General features: G+C 43.8%; 13 protein-coding genes. All 13 read left to right on the top strand.

The window, feature by feature from the left end; all coding sequences use genetic code 11:
- The first annotated feature begins 97 nt into the window (after window positions 1–97).
- Entirely contained in the window at window positions 98–703 is a 606-nt protein-coding gene (locus KAH19_RS04120) for a DUF1847 domain-containing protein (RefSeq protein ID WP_021719413.1), read from the top strand.
- 185 nt (window positions 704–888) lie between these two features.
- Window positions 889–1,677, top strand: a complete 789-nt coding sequence (locus tag KAH19_RS04115) for a histidinol-phosphatase HisJ family protein (protein ID WP_210685217.1) — start codon at window positions 889–891, stop codon at window positions 1,675–1,677.
- Complete coding sequence (locus KAH19_RS04110) at window positions 1,674–2,438, top strand: fumarylacetoacetate hydrolase family protein (RefSeq protein ID WP_210685216.1); 765 nt, start codon at window positions 1,674–1,676, stop codon at window positions 2,436–2,438. The genes KAH19_RS04115 and KAH19_RS04110 overlap by 4 nt, the downstream gene beginning before the upstream one ends.
- A 144-nt stretch (window positions 2,439–2,582) precedes the next feature.
- Window positions 2,583–3,929, top strand: a complete 1,347-nt coding sequence (locus KAH19_RS04105; RefSeq protein WP_210685215.1) for an MATE family efflux transporter — start codon at window positions 2,583–2,585, stop codon at window positions 3,927–3,929.
- A 104-nt stretch (window positions 3,930–4,033) separates the two neighbouring features.
- Window positions 4,034–4,597: a hypothetical protein gene (locus KAH19_RS04100; protein WP_210685214.1), complete on the top strand. Its 564-nt coding sequence runs from the start codon at window positions 4,034–4,036 to the stop codon at window positions 4,595–4,597.
- Window positions 4,598–4,709: 112 nt separating this feature from the next.
- Window positions 4,710–5,597: a 16S rRNA (cytidine(1402)-2'-O)-methyltransferase gene (rsmI, locus tag KAH19_RS04095; RefSeq protein ID WP_210685213.1), complete on the top strand. Its 888-nt coding sequence runs from the start codon at window positions 4,710–4,712 to the stop codon at window positions 5,595–5,597.
- On the top strand, window positions 5,590–7,551 hold the full coding sequence (gene metG, locus KAH19_RS04090; RefSeq protein ID WP_210685212.1) for a methionine--tRNA ligase: 1,962 nt from the start codon (window positions 5,590–5,592) through the stop codon (window positions 7,549–7,551). Before rsmI ends, metG begins: the two co-directional genes overlap by 8 nt.
- A gap of 121 nt (window positions 7,552–7,672) precedes the next feature.
- Window positions 7,673–8,263, top strand: coding sequence for a hypothetical protein (locus tag KAH19_RS04085; RefSeq protein ID WP_210685211.1), 591 nt, complete (start codon window positions 7,673–7,675; stop codon window positions 8,261–8,263).
- 3 nt (window positions 8,264–8,266) lie between these two features.
- Complete coding sequence (locus tag KAH19_RS04080) at window positions 8,267–9,046, top strand: TatD family hydrolase (RefSeq protein WP_210685210.1); 780 nt, start codon at window positions 8,267–8,269, stop codon at window positions 9,044–9,046.
- A gap of 187 nt (window positions 9,047–9,233) precedes the next feature.
- The gene (locus KAH19_RS04075) at window positions 9,234–10,934 is read left to right on the top strand and encodes a ShlB/FhaC/HecB family hemolysin secretion/activation protein (protein ID WP_210685209.1); all 1,701 of its coding nucleotides are present in this window, start codon (window positions 9,234–9,236) and stop codon (window positions 10,932–10,934) included.
- Window positions 10,935–10,969: 35 nt separating this feature from the next.
- Window positions 10,970–18,847 carry a hemagglutinin repeat-containing protein gene (locus KAH19_RS04070; RefSeq protein WP_210685208.1) on the top strand — a complete coding sequence of 2,626 codons (7,878 nt, stop codon included), beginning with the start codon at window positions 10,970–10,972 and terminating at the stop codon, window positions 18,845–18,847.
- A 54-nt stretch (window positions 18,848–18,901) separates the two neighbouring features.
- A complete protein-coding gene (locus KAH19_RS04065; RefSeq protein ID WP_210685207.1) occupies window positions 18,902–19,357 on the top strand; it encodes a hypothetical protein in 456 nt (151 codons plus the stop codon).
- A 5-nt stretch (window positions 19,358–19,362) separates the two neighbouring features.
- Window positions 19,363–19,779 (top strand): hypothetical protein, encoded by a 417-nt coding sequence (locus KAH19_RS04060; protein ID WP_210685206.1) that lies wholly within the window; start codon window positions 19,363–19,365, stop codon window positions 19,777–19,779.
- The last annotated feature ends 305 nt before the right edge of the window (window positions 19,780–20,084 follow it).

Raw genomic sequence — 20,084 nt, 5'->3', positions numbered from 1 at the left:
AGCTGCTGCACGAAAAAGTGCGGCAGCTCTTTTAATATGTCTGCTGTTTGTGCTACAATAGGCTTAACAAGGTTATTGGCGAAAGGAGAAATGTAAAATGAAATGTGATTGCGCTAATTGTCCTACACATGCCTGCTATACCAAGGGTGTTAACTGCACAGGCGTGCCCCTGGAGGCTGTCAAGGAAGCTTATACCGAGGAAGAATTGAAACTTATGCAGGCTGCTGCCTATGTTGAAGGCACGTTCTACAGCAATATCTGTCGCTTGCAGGAAACTGCGGAGTTTGCCAAAGCTATGGGTTATAAAAAGCTGGGCATGTCTTTCTGCATCGGCCTGAATGCGGAAGCACGCTATATTGCCAAATATTTTAAGCAGCAAGGCTTTGAGTTTTACAGCGTATGCTGTAAAAACTGCAGCTTCCCCAAAAAAGAGCTGGGACTGAAGCAGGTTAAGCCGGAGCTGGAGCATGAAGCAATGTGCAATCCTAAATTCCAGGCTAAGTTTTTGGCGGAAAAGGGCGTTGAGCTGTACATTTCCTGCGGCCTGTGCGTTGGCCATGATGCTATTTTCAACATGAACGCCGAAGGTCCGGTAACGAATTTGGTAGTTAAGGACCGTCTGCTGGCCCACAATCCTTTGGGCGCTATTTATTCCCGCTACTGGAAGCGTAAGCTGGGAATTATGGATGACGGAGAAGTATAAGATACATTGAATTCTACAGGGAGCACTTCAGAAAATATAAAAGAATAATTTGATTTTTTCTCTTGGATTACTCTCTGCTAACTCCTTTGTAATTTTCTCGTTAATTGGTGAAAAAATCCTGCCTTCCCCGTTGCTTTTTTGTTGCAATTTGATACAATATAATTTACGGAAGGAAGGTACACTAAATGATATTTGATACACATATGCACTGTGATTATTCCTGCGACAGCGAAATGAAATTTGCTGATGCCATCGGCGCAGCCGCTGAGCAGGGGATTGGTATAACGGTTACAGAGCATTGGGATTATGATTATCCGACTAATCCGGAAGCATTTATCTTTGATATAGATGAATATTTTGCGCGCCTGCAGCCGCTGAGCAGCGACAAGGTGCTGATAGGCATTGAAATCGGCATGCAGACACATACTGCGGCTGAGGATAAAAAGGTGGCACAGGCTCATCCGTTTGATTATGTGCTGGCCTCTATCCATTGCATCGGCGGACGTGATTTATACGAGCAGACCTGCTACAAGGGACGCACACGTCAGCAGATTGTAGAAGAATTTTTGCATGATGCGATTACATGCCTGGAGCAGGAGCGTGATTTTGATGCGTTTGCGCATATTGACTATATCTGCCGTTATTGGCCGTATAAGGGAGCGGAGCGTGAGCTGCGCCTGGAGGATGCACCGGAATTATTCGATAAGCTGTTTTTACTTTTGATTGAGCGGAACAAGCCTATCGAAATCAATACCCGTCGCCTGGATGATGCTACTGCGGTAGCAGGCTTGCTGCCGCTGTATAAGCGTTACCGTGAGCTTGGCGGCAAATACTGCACTCTTGGCAGTGACGCCCATTATAAGGAGCATGTGGGGCGCAGATTGCAGGAGGCGCTGGCGTTGGCAGCGCAGGCAGAGCTGACACCTGTTTATTTTAAAGCGAGAAGGATGCAGATTATGGAGGGGTTAAAATGAAATGCGTGCGTTTTGAGGATTTGCGGACAGGCAACAAGCGTATAGGCTTTATTGACGGCGATGTTATCCGTTGTGTATATGGTTCTCTGGAAACATATTGGCAGATAACGGACGAAACCTTTGCTATGCGTGATGTACGCTTGCTGGCACCCTGCGTACCCAAACAGATTATCTGCGTCAGCTTTAATTACCAGAAGCATGCGGCAGAATTCGGTGTAGAAATTCCGCGCGAGCCGAGTATTTTTTCCAAGGCTGCGCATACCGTTGTCGGTACAGGTGCGGATATCATCTGGCCGAAGCAGGTGCAGGAGCTGGCCTTTGGCGCAGAGCTGGGCATTGTTGTGAAAAAGAGGATGAAGAATGTTAAGGCAGAGGATGTGCCTAAATATATTTTGGGTTATACCTGTGCTAATGATGTTACGGCCCGCGACCTGCAGCGCAAGGAGCGCCAGTGGCTGCGCTGTAAATCCTTTGATACCTTCTGTCCCTTGGGACCGTGGCTGGAAACGGAGCTGGATCCCAGCGATTTATCCATCCGCTCTTATGTCAACGGTGTGCTTAAGCAGGATGCGCGCACGAGCAATATGATTTATAATCCTTATGAAATCTTGAGCTACATTTCCCAAAGCTTTACGCTGGATGCCGGTGATCTGATTTTGACAGGTACTCCGGTTGGTGCCGGCCTTTTGAATGAGGGTGATGAAATCACCGTCGAAATCGAGGGTATTGGCAAGATTTCCAATAGAGTAGTTATGGAATAAGATTTTACAAGACGTGTGTTGCTGCACGTCTTGTATTTTTTTCCTGATTGTGTTATATTTTGACTGATAAGTCAGTGATATATATTGTAATACCGGACTGATACTGCTGCTTGTGAGAAAGCAGCTAAAGGAGGTTCTTTTTTTATGCTTCAGAATATGACGGAAGGCGCACCATTAAAGCTGATTATTCCCTTTATGGTGCCGCTTCTGATAGGCAATGTTTTTCAGCAGCTGTATAATATTGCCGATATTATTATTGTCGGACGGACGATTGGCGTGAATGCTTTGGCTGCCGTGGGAGCGGTATCACCGCTGTTCATGCTGACGATGGTGCTGACGATTGGTCTCAGCAACGGTTTTACCGTTGTTACCGGCCAGCGCTACGGTGCGCAGGATATGCAGGGAATGCGCCGCAGCATTGCTACCTGCGTTGTATTGAGCTTGTTTTTCGTTTTGCTCATTATGGGGATTATGCATTTGGTTATTGACCCGATGCTGGTGATGATGAATATTCCGCCGGAGCTGATGGAGGATGCTTATGCCTATGTAATGATTATTGTCGACGGATTGCTGGCAATGATGGCGTATAATCTTTTATCAGGTATTATGCGCTCCCTGGGTGACAGCAAAACGCCGCTGTACTTTCTCATTATTTCTTCGATAGTGAATATTATTCTGGCGCTCGTTTTCATCATCTGCTTCGGCTGGGGCGTGCCGGGCAGCGCCTTTGCTTTGGTTATTGCGCAGGCCTTTTCGGCGGTGCTGTGCGTTATTTATATTTACAAGCGCTTTCCGCAGCTGCATATTCATCGCAGCGATTTTCAGCTAGACTGGCCGGAGCTGTGGGCGCATCTGCGTATGGGCTTGCCGATGGCAGTGCAGTTTTCGGTTTTGGGCTTGGGCATTATTATTTTGCAGTCAGTCTGCAATAAGTTCGGCAGTGACCAGATTGCCGGCTTTACTACGGCGATGCGCGTAGAGCAGCTGGCACTGCAGCCTATGATTTCCTTCGGTATTGCTATGGCTGTGTTTACGGCGCAGAATTTCGGTGCTCGCCGCTTTGATCGCATCCGTGATGCGGTGCACCGCTGCTCGCTGCTGACGCTGGCCTTCAGCTTGTTTGCTGCGGTTGTGGTCTTTGCTTTCGGCGAAGAGGTAATCGGAATCTTCCTGGATAATCCGTCACCGACGGTTATGCAGGCAGCACATCTTTACATTATGTATACTGTGCCTGTTTACTTCTTCCTCAGTCAGATTTTTATTTACCGTAACGCCTGCCAGGGCATGGGTGTCAGCATGATTCCTATGCTTTCGGGTGTGGTGGAGCTTATCATGCGTTCTATCGCGGCGATATATCTCAGTGTGCCCTTTGGCTATGAGGGCATTTGTATGGCCGAGCCGATTGCCTGGATTAGCTGTGCAGTTTTTGTGTTTGCGGCCTATCATTATTTTGTACGTCTGCTGGAAAAGAAATATACACCTGTTAACTGAATACTGAGCAGAAAGAGTCAATTTTTAGAAAATTAAGCTCGACAAAAAAACTTTGGCAGGTTACAATTAAAGTGCAGAGAATACATTTAAGGATGGTGAATGCTATGAAAAAAATCTTGCTGCTTCTGTCGATGCTGATGTTTATTTTTACTGCTACCGTATCGGCGGCGAGTGCTGTTTTCTTAAAGAACCAATGGTATGAGCCCAGTGAAGGAACAGCAGAGTACGTCAAAGTATTTACAACGGATAATCCCGATTATTATCGTTATATCAACGACAGATTTGCCTTTGCGATTAATCTCCTGGCAAACTTCAATCAGGCCTTCGAGAGCACTAACGGCGACGGCTGCATTTTTAAGGATGAATACGGTTCCAGCTTTACTGTCAGCGGCGGTCATAATATGGGCATGACGCTGGCCGATGAATATGATATGGATATCCAAAATCATCCGTCTGTTGCCTATAAGGCTAAGGGTGATGACTGGTATGTTATTTCCTATCTGGAAAATGACAGGATTTATTACAAAAAGTGCTTTATCAACGGGGAATATTGGAATACCTGGTATTTTGATTATCCTTCCTGGCTGGCAGACAGCTATAATAATAAATGTGCTGTTATCGAGTCTACATTTACACCCGGTTGGAAATCCGGCCGAGCTTTTTACTGATAAGCTGAACGCGTAACGAAAGTTACGCGTTTTTTCTTTATTTATCACGCTGTGTGTGATAAAATTAATATATTATGGGTTAGTATGTACTGCACCTGCTGACCACCGTTAAATGATAGGAGGCGGAGCTGTGACAGCAGAGCAAAATAATATATATGGAACACTTTATTTATGCGCTACGCCTATCGGTAATCTTGAGGATATGACACCGCGCGCTTTGCGGATGCTGCAGGAAGCAGATTTGATTGCGGCGGAGGACACACGTCATACGCTGCAGCTTTTAAATCACTTCAACATCAAAGGACGCCTGGTGCGTTATGATGAGCACAGCAAGGATAAGCAGGGCGAATATCTTTTAGGCCAGCTGCTAGAAGGCAAAAATGTTGCTCTTGTAAGCGACGCAGGCTTTCCCGGCATTGCTGACCCAGGTGAAGCCTTGGCTCATGATGCGATTGCTCATGGTATCAGAGTGGTGCCTGTACCCGGTGCCAACGCTGCTTTATGTGCTTTGATTGCCAGCGGTCTGCCGACGTATCCGTTTTTCTTCGGCGGTTTTTTACCAAAGAGTAAGCGTAACAGACGCGAGCAGCTGGAGCAATGGCAGCATATTCCTGCGACGATTATTCTTTATGAAGCACCGCACAGGATTGTGGAGGTACTGAAGGATATTCTGAATGCCTGGGGCGACCGTCCTTTGGCGGCAGCACGCGAGCTGACGAAGCTGCATGAGGAATTCTACCGTGGTACGGTCAGCGGCTGTCTGGAATGGTTGGAGGCCAATTCGCCGCGCGGAGAGTTCTGCCTGGTGCTTGGTGCCGGTGACGGTGCTTTAGCTGCAGCCGAGGAGGAGCTTGAACCTCTTGACGAGGTGCGCAAGCTGATGGCTGAAGGCGTAGATAAGAAGGCTGCCTTAGCGCAGGTAGCAAAAAAACGTAAAATTCCCAAACGGGAGCTATATAATCAACTAATTTCTGAAGGAGATGGGTCTGACAATGACTAAACCGAGTTATTATATTACAACACCAATTTATTATCCGAGTGACAATCTGCATATAGGCCATGCCTATTGCACAACTATCGCTGACAGCCTGGCACGCTTCCATCGTCTGAAGGGTGAAGATGTATTCTTCCTGACCGGCAGTGACGAGCACGGTCTGAAAATCCAACGTAAGGCTAAGGAAAAAGGCGTAACCCCGATTCAGTATGTAGATGCAATTATTGCTAATTTCAAGCTGCTGTGGAAAGAGCTGAATATCTCCAACAATGACTTTATCCGCACCAGCCAGGAGCGTCATCATAAGGTTGTTCAGGACGCACTGCAAAAAATTTATGAGCAGGGCGATATCTATAAGAAAAATTACAAGGGCCTGTACTGCGTACCCTGCGAATCCTACTGGCTGGAGCGTCAGCTGGATGAAAACCACTGCTGCCCCGACTGCCATCGTCCGGTAGAGGAGATGGAAGAGGAAAGCTACTTCTTTAAAATGAGCAAATACCAGGATTGGTGGCTGCAATTCATCGAAGAGCATCCGGACTTTATCCAACCGGCAAGCCGCCGCAACGAGATGATTAATTTCGTTAAGCAAGGTCTGGAGGATTTGTGCATTACCCGTACCACATTTGACTGGGGCATTCCTGTTCCGTTTGACAAAAAACATGTTGTTTATGTATGGTTCGATGCTCTGCTGAACTATCTGACCGGCATTAAATACGGCACCGATGATGCCTTCTTCCACAAATACTGGCCGGCAAGCCTGCATCTGGTAGGCAAGGAAATCGTGCGCTTCCACACCATTATCTGGCCGATTATGCTGCATGCTATGGGGCTGGAAATGCCGCAAGAGGTTTACGGTCATGGCTGGCTCGTAGTTGACGGCGACAAAATGTCTAAATCCAAGGGCAACGTTATCGACCCGTTGGGTCTGATTGATGAGTTCGGCGCTGATGCTATCCGCTACTTCCTGCTGCGCGAAATCAACCTGGGCAGCGACGGTAACTTCTCCCGTGATGCACTGATTACCCGTGTAAATGCAGATTTGGCTAACGACCTAGGCAACCTGCTGCACAGAACCGTAAGCATGATTGAAAAATATCATGGCGGAATTGTTGCCGATACCGGTGCAAGCGAACCGATTGATGATGAGCTGAAGGCTCTCGTTAAAGAAACCGTAGCTAACTATGTTAAGGCTATGGACAACATGGAAATCAACACTGCAATTAAAGGCGTATGGGCTTTAATCAGCCGTGCCAACAAATATATCGACGAAACCGCTCCGTGGATTTTGGCTAAGGACGAGACTAAGGCTGATCGTCTGAAGACTGTTATGTATAACCTGGCTGAAACCCTGCGTATCGTAGCTATTTTAATCAGCCCGTATATCCCGACCACTAGCCCGAAAATTTACACTCAGCTTGGCCTGACTGTGCCTGAGCAGTTCCTGCTGGCTGACGCTGAATGGGGCGGCCTGGCAAACGGCACTAAGGTTTGCAAGGGCGAGCCTCTGTATCCGCGTATCGAGGTTACCGAAGACGGCGCAACCATCATCGGCGGCAAACGCTATGAGCATAAGGCTGCAGCTCCCGCGCCTGCTCCGGCAGAAGAAGCAAAGCCTGCTATGGAGCCGATTAAACCGGAAATCGCTTTCCCTGACTTCGAGAAGATTGACCTGCGCGTAGGCAAGGTTCTGGAAGCAGAAAAGGTTAAGAAATCCAAAAAGCTGCTCAAGCTGCAGGTAGAAATCGGTGATGAGGTACGTACTATCGTCAGCGGTATTTCCCAATACTATGAGCCTGAACAGATGGTAGGCAAAAACGTTGTTGTTGTAGCAAACCTGGCACCGGCTAAGCTGATGGGTATCGAATCCTTCGGCATGCTGCTGTGTGCTTCCGACGGACAGGGCAATCTGGCTCTTGTTGACCCGCAAAATCTTGCTTCCGGCAGTCGTGTAAAATAAAAAAGTGCTTGACGCACTCTGAGATTTAGAGCAGTCACTCTGATACGTTTTGGCGGATGAGGAGTGCCTGCTCTTCGTCTATTAACATATTGTCTTTTGTTTTGGAAGGGGGGACTTATCAGTGTCCGAAAAGCTATTTTCGCGCTTGTTCTGGCGACCGTATATTTTTATAGGCATCAGTATGATTTTAGTGCTGCTGAGCAGCATGGTGCCTTACATCCTGCCGCATGCATGGCTGGGAGAGCATTATCCCGGTTATGACTTCTACATGTTCAAAGGTATGGCCTGGACGCTGAAGCTGGCGCTGCTGATTTATTTATATGGCATTGTCTGCATCTTTACGAAGAATTATTTCCCTAAGCTGAGCAGCCTGTGTACTGAAGAGGTGCGTGCGGTGATTACCGGCTACAAGAGCAGTTGGAGCCGTGGCAAGCAGCTGTGTCCTGTTTTTACCTATAAAGTAGGCGACAAGGAATACAGTGAAGCCTTGAACGAAGCCAAGGGAACGAAGGAAAAAAGCGGTGATGTGCTGGAGCGTGGCTTTACGCTGAAGCTGCCGCGTAAAATTATTTATAATCCGCAAAATCCCAAGGAATTTTATCTGCCGGGCTGCGAATATTATTCGCGTAAGGCGGCGGTTTTCCGTTATATTTTGTTCAGCATGCTGCTGTTTTTGCAGCTGTATCTGAACTTTTTTGTGAATGTGAGGTAGATTATGAGCAGAACTGGTTTGTGGGATTCGCATGCCCATTTAGATGACGAAGCTTTTAATGAGGATAGAGAGCAGCTGATTGCGCAGCTGGAGCAGGATATGGACGGTATCGTCAATCCAGGCTGTGATGCTGCCAGCAGTGCTGTTGCGGTGGAGCTGGCGGAAAAATATCCGTTTATCTATGCGGCAGTAGGCTGGCATCCGGAAAATTTAAAGGGTATTCCAGCCGATTATCTGCAGCAGCTGGCAGAGTGGGCGCAGCACCCGAAGGTTGTGGCAATCGGTGAAATCGGTCTGGATTATTACTGGAAGGAAAACGAACCTAAGGAGGTACAGAAGCGTATTTTCTTAGAGCAGCTTGATCTGGCTAAGCAGTTTGATTTGCCGGTGATTATTCATGACAGGGATGCGCACGGCGATATGCTGGAGCTGTTCCAGAAGGAAGTGCATGGCGTACAGGCAGTGTTCCACTGCTTCAGCGGCTCGCTGGAGATGGCGAAGGAGCTGGCTAAGCGTGGCTATTACTTTGGCTTCGGCGGTACGTCTACCTATAAGAATGCGCAGAAGGTGCGCGAGGTTATGCAGTATATTCCTAAGGAGCTGCTGCTGTTTGAAACCGACAGCCCTTATCTTACACCGGTACCGTTCCGCGGCAAGCGCAATAATCCCGGATATACGGAATATACGGCGCGTAATGCGGCGCAGGTGCTGGGAATGGAGTTTGAGGAGCTGGCGGCAATTGCCACGGCAAATACAAAAAGATTATTCAAAAAGATAAAATAAGCATACTCGGTAGATTGTATAATGCATTTGCACACCTAAAGATAATCAAGAATCTATATCATTTCCCAATTTAAGAGTATTCATGAAAATAAATTATTCACAAATCAGAGTTTTTATGATAGAATCATCTTAGGAATAGTTTAATTAAAGTTACTTGAATTATAAAATATTTTAAGCAGGTGATTTTGTGGGAAAAGGATTGGTGGTTTCGTCATTAGCTTTGGCAGCAGGTTTTCTATTGCCTGTATATGCTGGTGCAGCTCAACTAGATACACAACAACAGATAATTGCTCAGAAAGAGCAGGAGCAAGCTTCCAAACGCGCTGAACAGGATTTGCAGCATCGCGTTAGTCAGTCGATGGCTAAATCGCAGCAGCAAAGCAGCCGTTTGGAGGCTTTTGTTTTACCTGAGGAAGAGAACAGTTTTAAAATCAAACAGTTTGTACTTTCTGCGCCTGAGTATGGATATAAATTTACTTGGATAGATGAATATTTGGCACAGTTTAATGGTCAGAGAATTGGTGTGAACGGCATCAATGAATTGCTGAAACGAATCAACCAGGAAATCATCAACCGCGGATATATAACGACGCGGGTATATGTTGGTGAACAGGATTTATCAAAAGGTAAATTTGTTTTTTCGTTAGTACCAGGTATTGTGGGGGATATTAAATTTAGAAATGAAAACACTTGGGGAACTTGGCATAATGCAGTTTCCATGAAGCGAGGTTCAATACTTAATATACGTGATATAGAACAGACCATAGATAATTTCAACAATGTGCCTTCGCAGAGTGCAGATATCAAGATTGAGCCGGGCAGTAATGAAGGTGAAAGCAATCTCGTTATAGATATTAAGCGCACAAAGCCCTGGACTTTAATGACTTCAGTAGATAACAGCGGCACTAAGACAACAGGCAGGGCACAGATGAGCGCAACATTGCAGCTGCTGCAGCCTTTTTCAGCGAATGATGTATTTTACGCAAGCTGGAATGAAGATGCTACGCAATCAGGAGAACGTAAGGGAACAAGGGCGAACAGTTTGTACTACAGTGTCCCGTTCGGTAAAGAGCGATTTACTTTTAGCCATAGCAAGAATGATTACCACCAGACTGTTGAATATGCAGTAAATCCTTTTATTTCCAGCGGTAAATTTACAAGTGACAGCATTAGCTGGAATCATTTGCTGCAGCGTGACCAAAAGAGTAAAACTGATTTTGAGCTTGGCCTTGTACATAAAACTCGTCACAGCTATATAGACGGCACGGAAATAGAGGTGCAACGCCAAAAGACAACAGCAATGCAGGTCGGTGTCAATCACAGGCAGTATCTTGGTGCAAGCGTATTAGATGCCTCGCTGAAATGGCAGAAGGGCTTGCCGTGGTATGCAGATGCAGGACCTACTGACGGTATGACGGATGAAGCAACAACGCAGTACAATATGTATCTGCTCAGCGCTAATTATACTGCTCCGGTGCCTTTTGGAAATGGGTATGATGCGCAGTATAATGTTTCCGTGCGTGGGCAAAAAGCAGATCAGAGAATATATGGCAGTGAATTCTTTTCTATAGGAGGCTGGTACAGTGTACGTGGCTTTGATGGAGAGCAGACACTTTCAGCAGAAGATGGCATTGTAGTACGCAATGAGTTGCGTTTTCCGATAGATGATTTACCGCATCAGCTATATTTGGCATTGGATTATGGCAAGGTATCAGGACCATCTACCGAATATTTATTAGGGACGGAATTAGTAGGCAGTGCAATCGGTATGCGAGGAAGAGTAGGGGCTTTCAGCTATGATGTATTTGTTGGTTATCCGGTCAAGAAGCCGGAAGGATTTAAGACTGCCAGCAGAACGTATGGCCTGATGCTTACAGCACAGATTTAAAGATATCGGTATAAGCCTTAGGATGGAGGGCTATTATGGGGAATTTGGGTAAGAACAGAAAGAAATTTTTGGCTTTGGCTATTGCTTTATCATTGCAGATGCAGGCAGTTATGCCTTGCTATGCAGCAGTTACTGCAGAAGCAGGTGGAGCGAATGTAAACGGTAATATAATCAATATAGTGAAACCGGACAGTAATGGCTTATCACACAATAAATTTACTGATTTCAATGTGGCTGGCAATGGTATTGTATTCAACAACCATACAGGAAGCGCGCAGTATAATTCCCAATTAGCAGGAGCGTTGAATGCTAACGCTAATTTGCAGGGAAATGCAGCAAAGCTGATTCTTACTGAAGTAACCGGTACAGGTAAAACGAATCTTAACGGTATGCTGGAGATTGCAGGTACAAAAGCTGATTTAGTAATTGCCAATCCCAACGGTATTGTCGGCAAGGGCTTTGGCTTTATCAATGTAGGCAGAGCTACGCTGACTACAGGTGTGCCTGATTGGGGTGCTGACGGTAAGTTAAATGGCTTTTCTGTTGCAAAAGGTACTATAGATATCCAGAATGCTGGCTTAACAGAAGACCGACGCACAGATTACAGACCTGATAAATTAGATATTATGGCCCGTGCGATAAAAATTAATGATGAGCTTTGGGCAAATGAGGCGATAAATGTTGTTGCAGGCAGCAATGAGGTAAAATATAATGCAGATGGCTCGTTAGAAGTGCAGAAAACAAGTGCGACTGCGGAGAAGCCGCAGGTGGCACTAGATGTGGCTGCATTGGGCGGTATGTATGCCGGCAGGATTATGCTTGTAGGTACGGAAAAAGGGCTGGGCATGAATATTGGCGGCAACCTGAAAGCGCAGGAGAATTTAAGCATTACCAATGACGGCCGGATTGTCTTTACTAAAAACTCTGGCAGCAGCAGTAATGCTACAGACGGACTCCAAAATCAGGATTACACATCTCTTACCTCCGATGGCAACGTGATGGTCAGCAGTACAGAAGACATTGAAAACAGCAGCGTTATAACAGCACAAAAGGATATGACGATGACTGTTGGCGGCAAGCTGACCAATAGTGGTACCTTGGAAGCAGGCGCAGCGTACACTGCAGAAGAGGAAGAGGAGAATCCTAAATTTTTGCAGGACGCTGCAGCATTAAGGATTACTGCTGATGAAATTGCAAACAGTGGCAATATTAATGCATCAAGTATATTGCATGTAGCCAGTGCTAAAGCTATAAACAACGACGGATATATGCATAGCAATGGCGAAGCAAGTATTTCTGCTGGTGGTATTATTAGTGGCAGTGGTTCTATCGGCGCAAAAAGCAGCGTAAATGTTACAGCAGATAAGCTTACTTTAAACAAGAATAATATTTATACTATTGGCGCAGATGGTAAAATTAATAATACTACCGGTGTAAGCATTACAGAGATTAATCCTGATAAACCGGTAATCCCTGAGACGCCGGATCCTGAGGCACCGCGTGAGGCAGAAGATTTTAAAGCGCCTGCCTTGCCTGATATAGCGCAAGCTTCTGGTGTTGCGGCTACGGTGAAAAAGGATAAGATAAGTGACAATGATTTAGATTTAGTGGCAGATGCTAACGCCAATGGTAAATATAAACCAATTATTGACAAGGCTGCTAATGGTGTTGACCTGGTGCAGATTGCGGAAGTGAACGGCAACGGTGTTTCCCGTAATTTGTACAGTGATTTCAACATTAAATCCACAGGCCTGATTTTGAATAACGCAACCAAGTACACTAAAACTGAGCTTGGCGGTTACATTGACCGCAATATGTTCCTTGCCGGCAAAGGTGCGCGTGTAATCTTAAACGAGGTTACCAGCAGCAATGCCAGCACACTTAACGGATATCTGGAGGTTGCAGGCAACAAAGCAAGTGTTGTTATTGCTAATGCCAATGGTATAAGTGTTAACGGACTTGGATTTATAAACACAGATAATGTGCTTCTTTCTACAGGTGCGGTGACAAACTGGGCAGATGGCAGCTTTAAATTCAGTGACAACAAGGGTGATATGCTTATCGCTGGTGATGGCCTGAATGCGCGCACTCCTAAACAGTTGGAGATCTTCACGAACAACCTGCAGGTAGATAAAAGTGAAGTATATAACAATGAATTGCATATCAGTGCAGATGGATTAATGCAGAACACCGGTAAGATTGCTGCGATAGAAAATATGCAGATAAATGCTGGTGCACTTAAAAATAGCAGCTTGGGTTACATTGAAGCACAGAAAAATTTAACAGCTACAGTAAGTGGTGATGTGGAGCAGGATAAGGCTACCTTGAAAGCAGGCGAAGCTCTTAAGGTTTCTGCTGCAAAATTATCTAATACTAATAACAGCTTGATTTCTGCCGGAAATGATGCGGATATCAATATTGCTGCGTCTATTAGTAATAATAAATCTATCATCTTAGCTGGCAATGATTTAGACGTGAGGGCAGCTGATTTTATAAATCAGGATACTGCCCTGGTTAACTATGGGCAAAATGGTACGCTTGCTGTTGCTAATAGATTTGCTAATGACGGTGCAACCATAAGCACAGATAGTAATAATGCTTGGACAAAAATTACGACGACGGATTTTAGCAATACTAATAAAGGCGCGTTTGTCAGCAAGGGCAGCCTGCAGTTAGAAGCAAGCAATACGTTGAATAATAATTATGCCAATATTTATGTTTCCGGTGATGGTGAAATAAAAGCAGGCATGCTGCTGAACAATAATCTGGCTAATTTACATACCGGCGGGGATGCGAAAATAACTGCTGACACAATGCGCAGCAGTAAAGCAAGCGTTGACGTACAAGGCAATCTGGAAGCAGATTTAGGCAGTCTTACGAATCAGGACAGTGCATATTTTGGTGTCGGTAAAAATGCTGTTATAAACACTTCAAACGATTTCACGAATAAAGACCTTGGTAATATCTTTGTCACTAAGAATCTGACAATCAATAGCATTGGTGATTTCCTGAACGAAGATGGTTTGGTTGCTGTTGGCGCGAGTGGCACAATTTCTGCCACCAATATTACAAATCAGAACAAAGCAGGCGTAAAGCAAGGCTCTTTAATTAATGCTGCAGGTGATTTGTCTTTGACTGCGGAAGATACTGTGCTTAACCGTTCCTCTGATATAGAAAGTGAAGGCAATATCAGCATTAAGGCGAAGAATCTTGTCAACAAGAAAGAGATTTTTGAGACAAGCTTTAAAGAAAGCCATGAGGATATTTCCTACAAGATTCCGCATTTGAACGCACCTAATTATTATGATGCAGTGCGCAAATTTGACAGGCAGATTCTGACTGCGCAGATTGACAAGGAGACTGCGGATGCAAATATCATTGCCAGCGGTAACATCAACATTGATTTGGACAAAGATCTGACCAACCATTACAGCAAAATAAAGGCAGGCCAAAATTTAACTGTCAATGCTGGCGGTACGGTAGAAAATGTGGGTTATCAGGGAACGATACATTACTATGACCGTGGCAATGACTATCATTACTGGAAGTATAAAAAGCACAGAAGAATGCATATCAGATGCCGTTGGGTTTATGGTACTACTGTGATTCCTTATTATGACCATACGATGCGTGATGAGGAGGGCACTGACAGTGAGCGCTTAAGCCTTTTGAGTGGTGTTGGTGGCGTAAAAATTGAAGCCAAAGAGATAGTAAATAAAACACATCAGGCAAAGGGAAAAGTAGGCGATTTGCCTGAAAGCGATGCTTATTTCAAGACGGATGCAGACAAGCATCTTACAGATGAGACGCTTTACAAGGAAAAGCAGGATGTATCTACCAGCGTAGAAGGAAAGGCTGATGATAAGTCTGCAGCAGGCAAGGATAACAATACAGGCGATAAAATGACTGATATTTCCAGTCTGCACATCAACAGCAAAATCTTTAAGCTGACGGAAGATGCAAAGGCGAAGTATCTTATTGAGACGAACAAGAAATTTGCTGATTATCACGAATTTCTTTCCAGTGACTACCTTTTGGAGCGTGTAAAGGCAGATCCGGAAAAGGTTGGCAAACGACTTGGTGATGGTTATTTTGAGCAGCAGTTCGTTTTGCAGCAGATTGGCACCTTAACAGGTAAAAAATACTTAGGCGATTACGGCAGTGATATGGAGCAGTTTGCTGCTTTGATGAACGCAGGCGCAGTAGTTGCAGAGGAGATGAACCTTAAAGTGGGTGTTGCCTTGACTGCGGAGCAGATGGCAAGCCTGACCACAGATATTGTCTGGCTCGTGGAAGAAGTAGTAAACGGACAAAAGGTTCTTGTACCGGAGGTGTTCCTGGCACAGGTGCGCAGCGAAGATTTGCGTCCTGATGGTGCGCTCGTCATAGGCGGTGAGGTAGAGCTGTACTCCAAGCAGGATATCAAGAACATGGGTAACATCAAAAGCGATGGTACTGTAGCTTTGCGTGCAGCAAATGTAAGCAACAAAGGCGATATTGCAGGCAAAAATTTAGCTGTTAAAGCAGAGAAAAATATCACCGACAGTGGCACCATGCGTGCAAAAGTGGATGCATTGCTGCAAGCGGAGAACATTACCAACGAAGCAGCAACGAGCGAAAAACAATATAAGGAACTGAACCAGAAAAAGATAGAAGCAACTGGTTCTATTAGTGCTGGGCAGAATCTGACGCTGGAGGCAGGCAAGAACATTACTAATAAGGGTGCAAATCTGACTGCAGGCAAGGATTTGACTTTGAGTGCTAACGATGTTGATATCGTAATGGTAGCAAATGAAAAGCACGTTGCCGTAGCTTATGGCAGTTCTTCAGCAGAAATTCATGACGTGCAGCACCAGCAGAGTGCGCTGAGCGGCGAGAACATCCGCCTGAATACGAAAAAGGACATCAGCATTGCTGGTGGTGTTTTGAGTGCGAAAAATGACGTGGAGTTGAATGCTAAAGGCGATGTGAACCTAACTGCTGTGAAAGATTTGTACAGCGAGGAAAGCGAAGTAGGCAAGCGTGGCAGCAGCTATTACAACCATAATAAGCAGGTTGATGAGGCTGTAAAAGGTACAACTATTGCGGCGAAGAACGATATCAGCATTGCGAGCGGCAAAGATATCAATATTAAAGGCAGCAACGTAGCCAGTGAAGCAGGAAAAGCAGACCTGGCTTCCAAAAATAATATAAATATCGCTAATGAAACAGAATACCACGAGCGTCTGCATGAAGAGCATAATAAGGTCAGTGGATTGCTTTCGTCCAAAACAACGGATATTTATGATTACAGTAAGCAGAATACTGTTGTCGGCAGCAGCATTTCTGCCGGAGAGCTTGCGATTAGCAGTAAAAAAGATACGAATATTACAGGCAGCAACGTAGTTGCAGATAATGACGTAAGCGTAAAAGCTGGCGGCAATCTGAATATCGGCAGTGCGGAGCAGACTGGCGAAAGCGAATACATTAAATCTGTAAAGAAAAGCGGTGTGTTTGCTGGCGGCGGCTTGGGCTTTACCATTGGCAAGGAAAAACAGAAGGACCAGTACGCTAATCAGAACGTTGAACAGGTGGGAAGCACAGTTGGCAGTGGTAAAGGCAATGTGAACCTGGATGCTGATAAGTCTGCGAACGTTAAAGGCAGTACTGTTGTCGCAGCTAAGGATATAAATATCACCGGCGAGAATGTCAGCATTGAAAACAGCAATAGCGTTTATAATGCGCAGGAGAAGCATGAGTTTAAAAGAACAGGACTGAGTGTTTCTGTTGGCGGAGGTTATGTAGATGTTGTAAATAATGCAGCGAACAGCGTAAAACATGCAACCGAGGTTGAAGATAAACGCCTTGGTGCTTTAGTTGCTGTCAAAGGATACAAGGATGCTGATAAAGCTATCAAAAATATTAAAAGCAATGGTGGTGGCAAGGTAACCGAAAACTTGTCTATTAATGTCAGCCTTGGCACAACGAAGAGCAAGAGTGAAAGTAATAGCACAACAACAGTAGCTAACGCCAGCGAAGTAAAGGCGGGCGGGGATGTTAATGTTACTTCTACGAAGAAAGATATTAACATCACTGGCAGCAATGTTGAAGGCAAGGATGTTACCTTAAACGCTAAAGAAAACCTTAATATAACTGCGTCTAAAAATACTAATAAAACGGAGCAAAACAGTAAATCCAGCAGTGCAAGTGTTGGCGCAAGCCTAGAACTTGGTAAAGGCCCAAGCTACAGCATTTCCGGCAGTATGTCAAAGGGAGAAGTGTCTGCAAATGGCACAACTTATAACGAAAGCAATGTAACTGCCAATAAAGATTTAAGTTTTGCAAGTGGTAACGACACCAATATTAAAGGTGGCAAGCTGCGCGGTGAAAAGATTACCGGTAACGTAGGCGGAGACCTTAATATTGAAAGCAAGCAGGACAGCAACAATTACAAAGAAAGCAATAAATCTGTTGGCGCGAGTGTTGGTCTTGGCAGTAATAAAGCAGTTAGCGGCAGTGCAAGCGTTGGTAAAATTGACAGCAACTACAAGAGCGTAACAGACCAAAGCGGTATTTACGCAGGCAAAGAAGGCTTTAAGATTAATGTAGGTGAAAACACTGACCTTAAAGGCGGTATTATTTCAAGTACTGCTGATGCTGACAAGAATAAGCTTTCGACAGGTACGTTGACGTTTGAAGATATTCAGAACAAAGCGGATTATAAAGCTAATGGCATTGGTGCGAAAGTAAATAAAAATAACAATGCTGATTATAATGAAAAAGGTATAACACCTGATATTGGTATGCCTGCAAGTGGAGAAGCTGAAAGCACAACTAAGGCCACAATTAGCGAAGGCACTATTGAAATCCGTGGTAAAGAAAACCAGAAGCAGGATATTACTAATCTGAACCGTGATACCCAAAACAGCCTTAACAAGCTGGGAGAGATTTTTGACAAAACAAAAATTGAAGAACGTCAGGAATTAGCAAATTTGTTTGGCGAATTGGCGTATAATGAGATTCACTACATGGATGGCAGTGATGAACAGAAAGCACTTTACCATGCTGTTGTTGGCGGGATTATGAGTAAGCTTACTGGTGGTGATTTTCTTGCGGGAGCAAGTGCTGCTGGAATAAACAAGCTGGTTATTGAAGAAATAGTTAAGGTTGCAGATGGTGATCCTGATAAGGCGCAATGGGTAAGTGCAGTGTTAGGAGCAGTGATTAGTGGCTTAGTGTCTGGTAATACGCAAGCTGGGGCGAGTATTGCTGCGAGTGGGACTAAGAATAACTATTGGCATGATTTTATGGAAAATATGATAAATAAAATCGATGTGGATGAATTAGAAGAAAATAAGGCTTATGCAATCTTAATTAATGGTGCTTATGGACCTGGTGGGGTAACAGTTGGTTGCTATGTTGTAAAAGATCCTAATAATCCTAAAGACTTGATAATTTATGATACAACTGCTGTAAGCTTGCAACCATTAAATAAAGGTCGTGGTGTAGGATTTACTATGGTAGAAGTTGATTTTGGAAGTGGTGAGAATGCAGTTGATAAGATAGAGGGTTGGTCTGTATCTGGAAGTATAGATTTTGCAAGTATTCATGTTGGTGCTAGTTGGTCATCAAGTGGCGAACAGATTTCGTCAGAAGCTGGACTGAGTTCAGAGTTTAAGGCTGCTATAGCTGCAGGATTAAGCAATACTATTAAAATAGGCAATAGAAGTGATAAAAACATTTGGATATCATATGACGAAGTAATAAGTGAATATTTACATGATAACCCTAATGGTAATTATTCTATAGTTTACAATGAGGATAAAACGAAGATGAAAGTAGTAAGAAAAAATAATGGATATTATGAAATGTTAACAAATATAGGAAATAAACCTGTATGGATACCGATAAAGTCCAACAGCATACCATTTTAGATAATAAGGTGTAGTTGCTTTAACTTGCAAAAATATTATGCGAGGAGTTGTGAGATGATGAAAAATAATTTTAATCTAGGCATCACTATGGGTATTTTATTAGGTTTGTTCATATCAATGATTTGGGGTTATAATCTTATATGGGGAAAAACTTTTTTTGGAAAAGAAGTTCTTTCACAGTATGCGACTAATCAGAAAATAGCATTATATCAAACCTTTCAAGATATTCGTGATCCTGTAGGCGCAGAACATAAAAATGTAAGTTATTTTTCAAAGGATTTTGATGCGCATATGTATATTAAACGCATTTTGCTTATTACTGATATGTGTGCTGAAAATGTTTTTGATTATTACATTAAAGAGATTTCTCAAAAACATGAAGTAGACATTGACTATTCAAGAAGAATTATAAAATTCAATAAGACTTTAGATAGTAAGCATGAGTTTGAAGGGTATATCAGAATCGTACAATGTACTCCTGTTTTAGTAGAAATAACTATACGTAGGTAATCAAAATGAAAGCAATTAATTATTTTAATAAAAGAACCATATATTCAATGCTATGTTCATTAATGCTAGTGATATTTACCACTTTAACTATAATAAACTCTAGTATAGTAGAGCATTATACTAGAGAAAAAGAAAAATCTGAATTATATATTGAGTGGTACAAATTGATGATTGATGAACCTCATAAGATGCTTGATATTAAACAAGAGACTATTTCAGATTTTTCCATTAAAACTAAGTATATTTTCTATGCTTCTAAAGAGCAAGTTGTAGACAAGTACACAAAACTATTGAAAAATAATGACTGGATAAGCGAAAAAGATTTTAATGGTTATCGTTTCAAGAAAAATCAATTTGAGTTTTACATGTATTTTAACGGGAAAATATGCGAAATTCGTATAAGCAAAAATAAATTCACATAATTGCTTAATATATAGTTACTTATCCTTTGTTTTGCAGACCATTATTGGAAGTACAAGAAATACAGAAGAATGCATATCAGATGCCGTTGGGTTTATGGTACTACTGTAATCCCTTATTATGACCATACGATGCGTGATGAGGAGGGCACTGACAGTGAGCGTTTAAGCCTTTTGAGCGGTGTTGGTGGCGTAAAAATTGAAGCCAAAGAAATAGTAAATAAAACACATCAGGCCAAAGGGAAAGTAGGCGATTTGCCTGAAAGTGATGATTATTTCAAGACGGATGCAGACAAGCATCTTACGGA

Source organism: Phascolarctobacterium sp. Marseille-Q4147 (assembly GCF_017968825.1).
GTDB lineage: Bacteria > Bacillota > Negativicutes > Acidaminococcales > Acidaminococcaceae > Phascolarctobacterium_A.
Note: the sequence above shows the minus strand (reverse complement) of the source record. Positions and strands in the feature narration are given on the sequence as shown.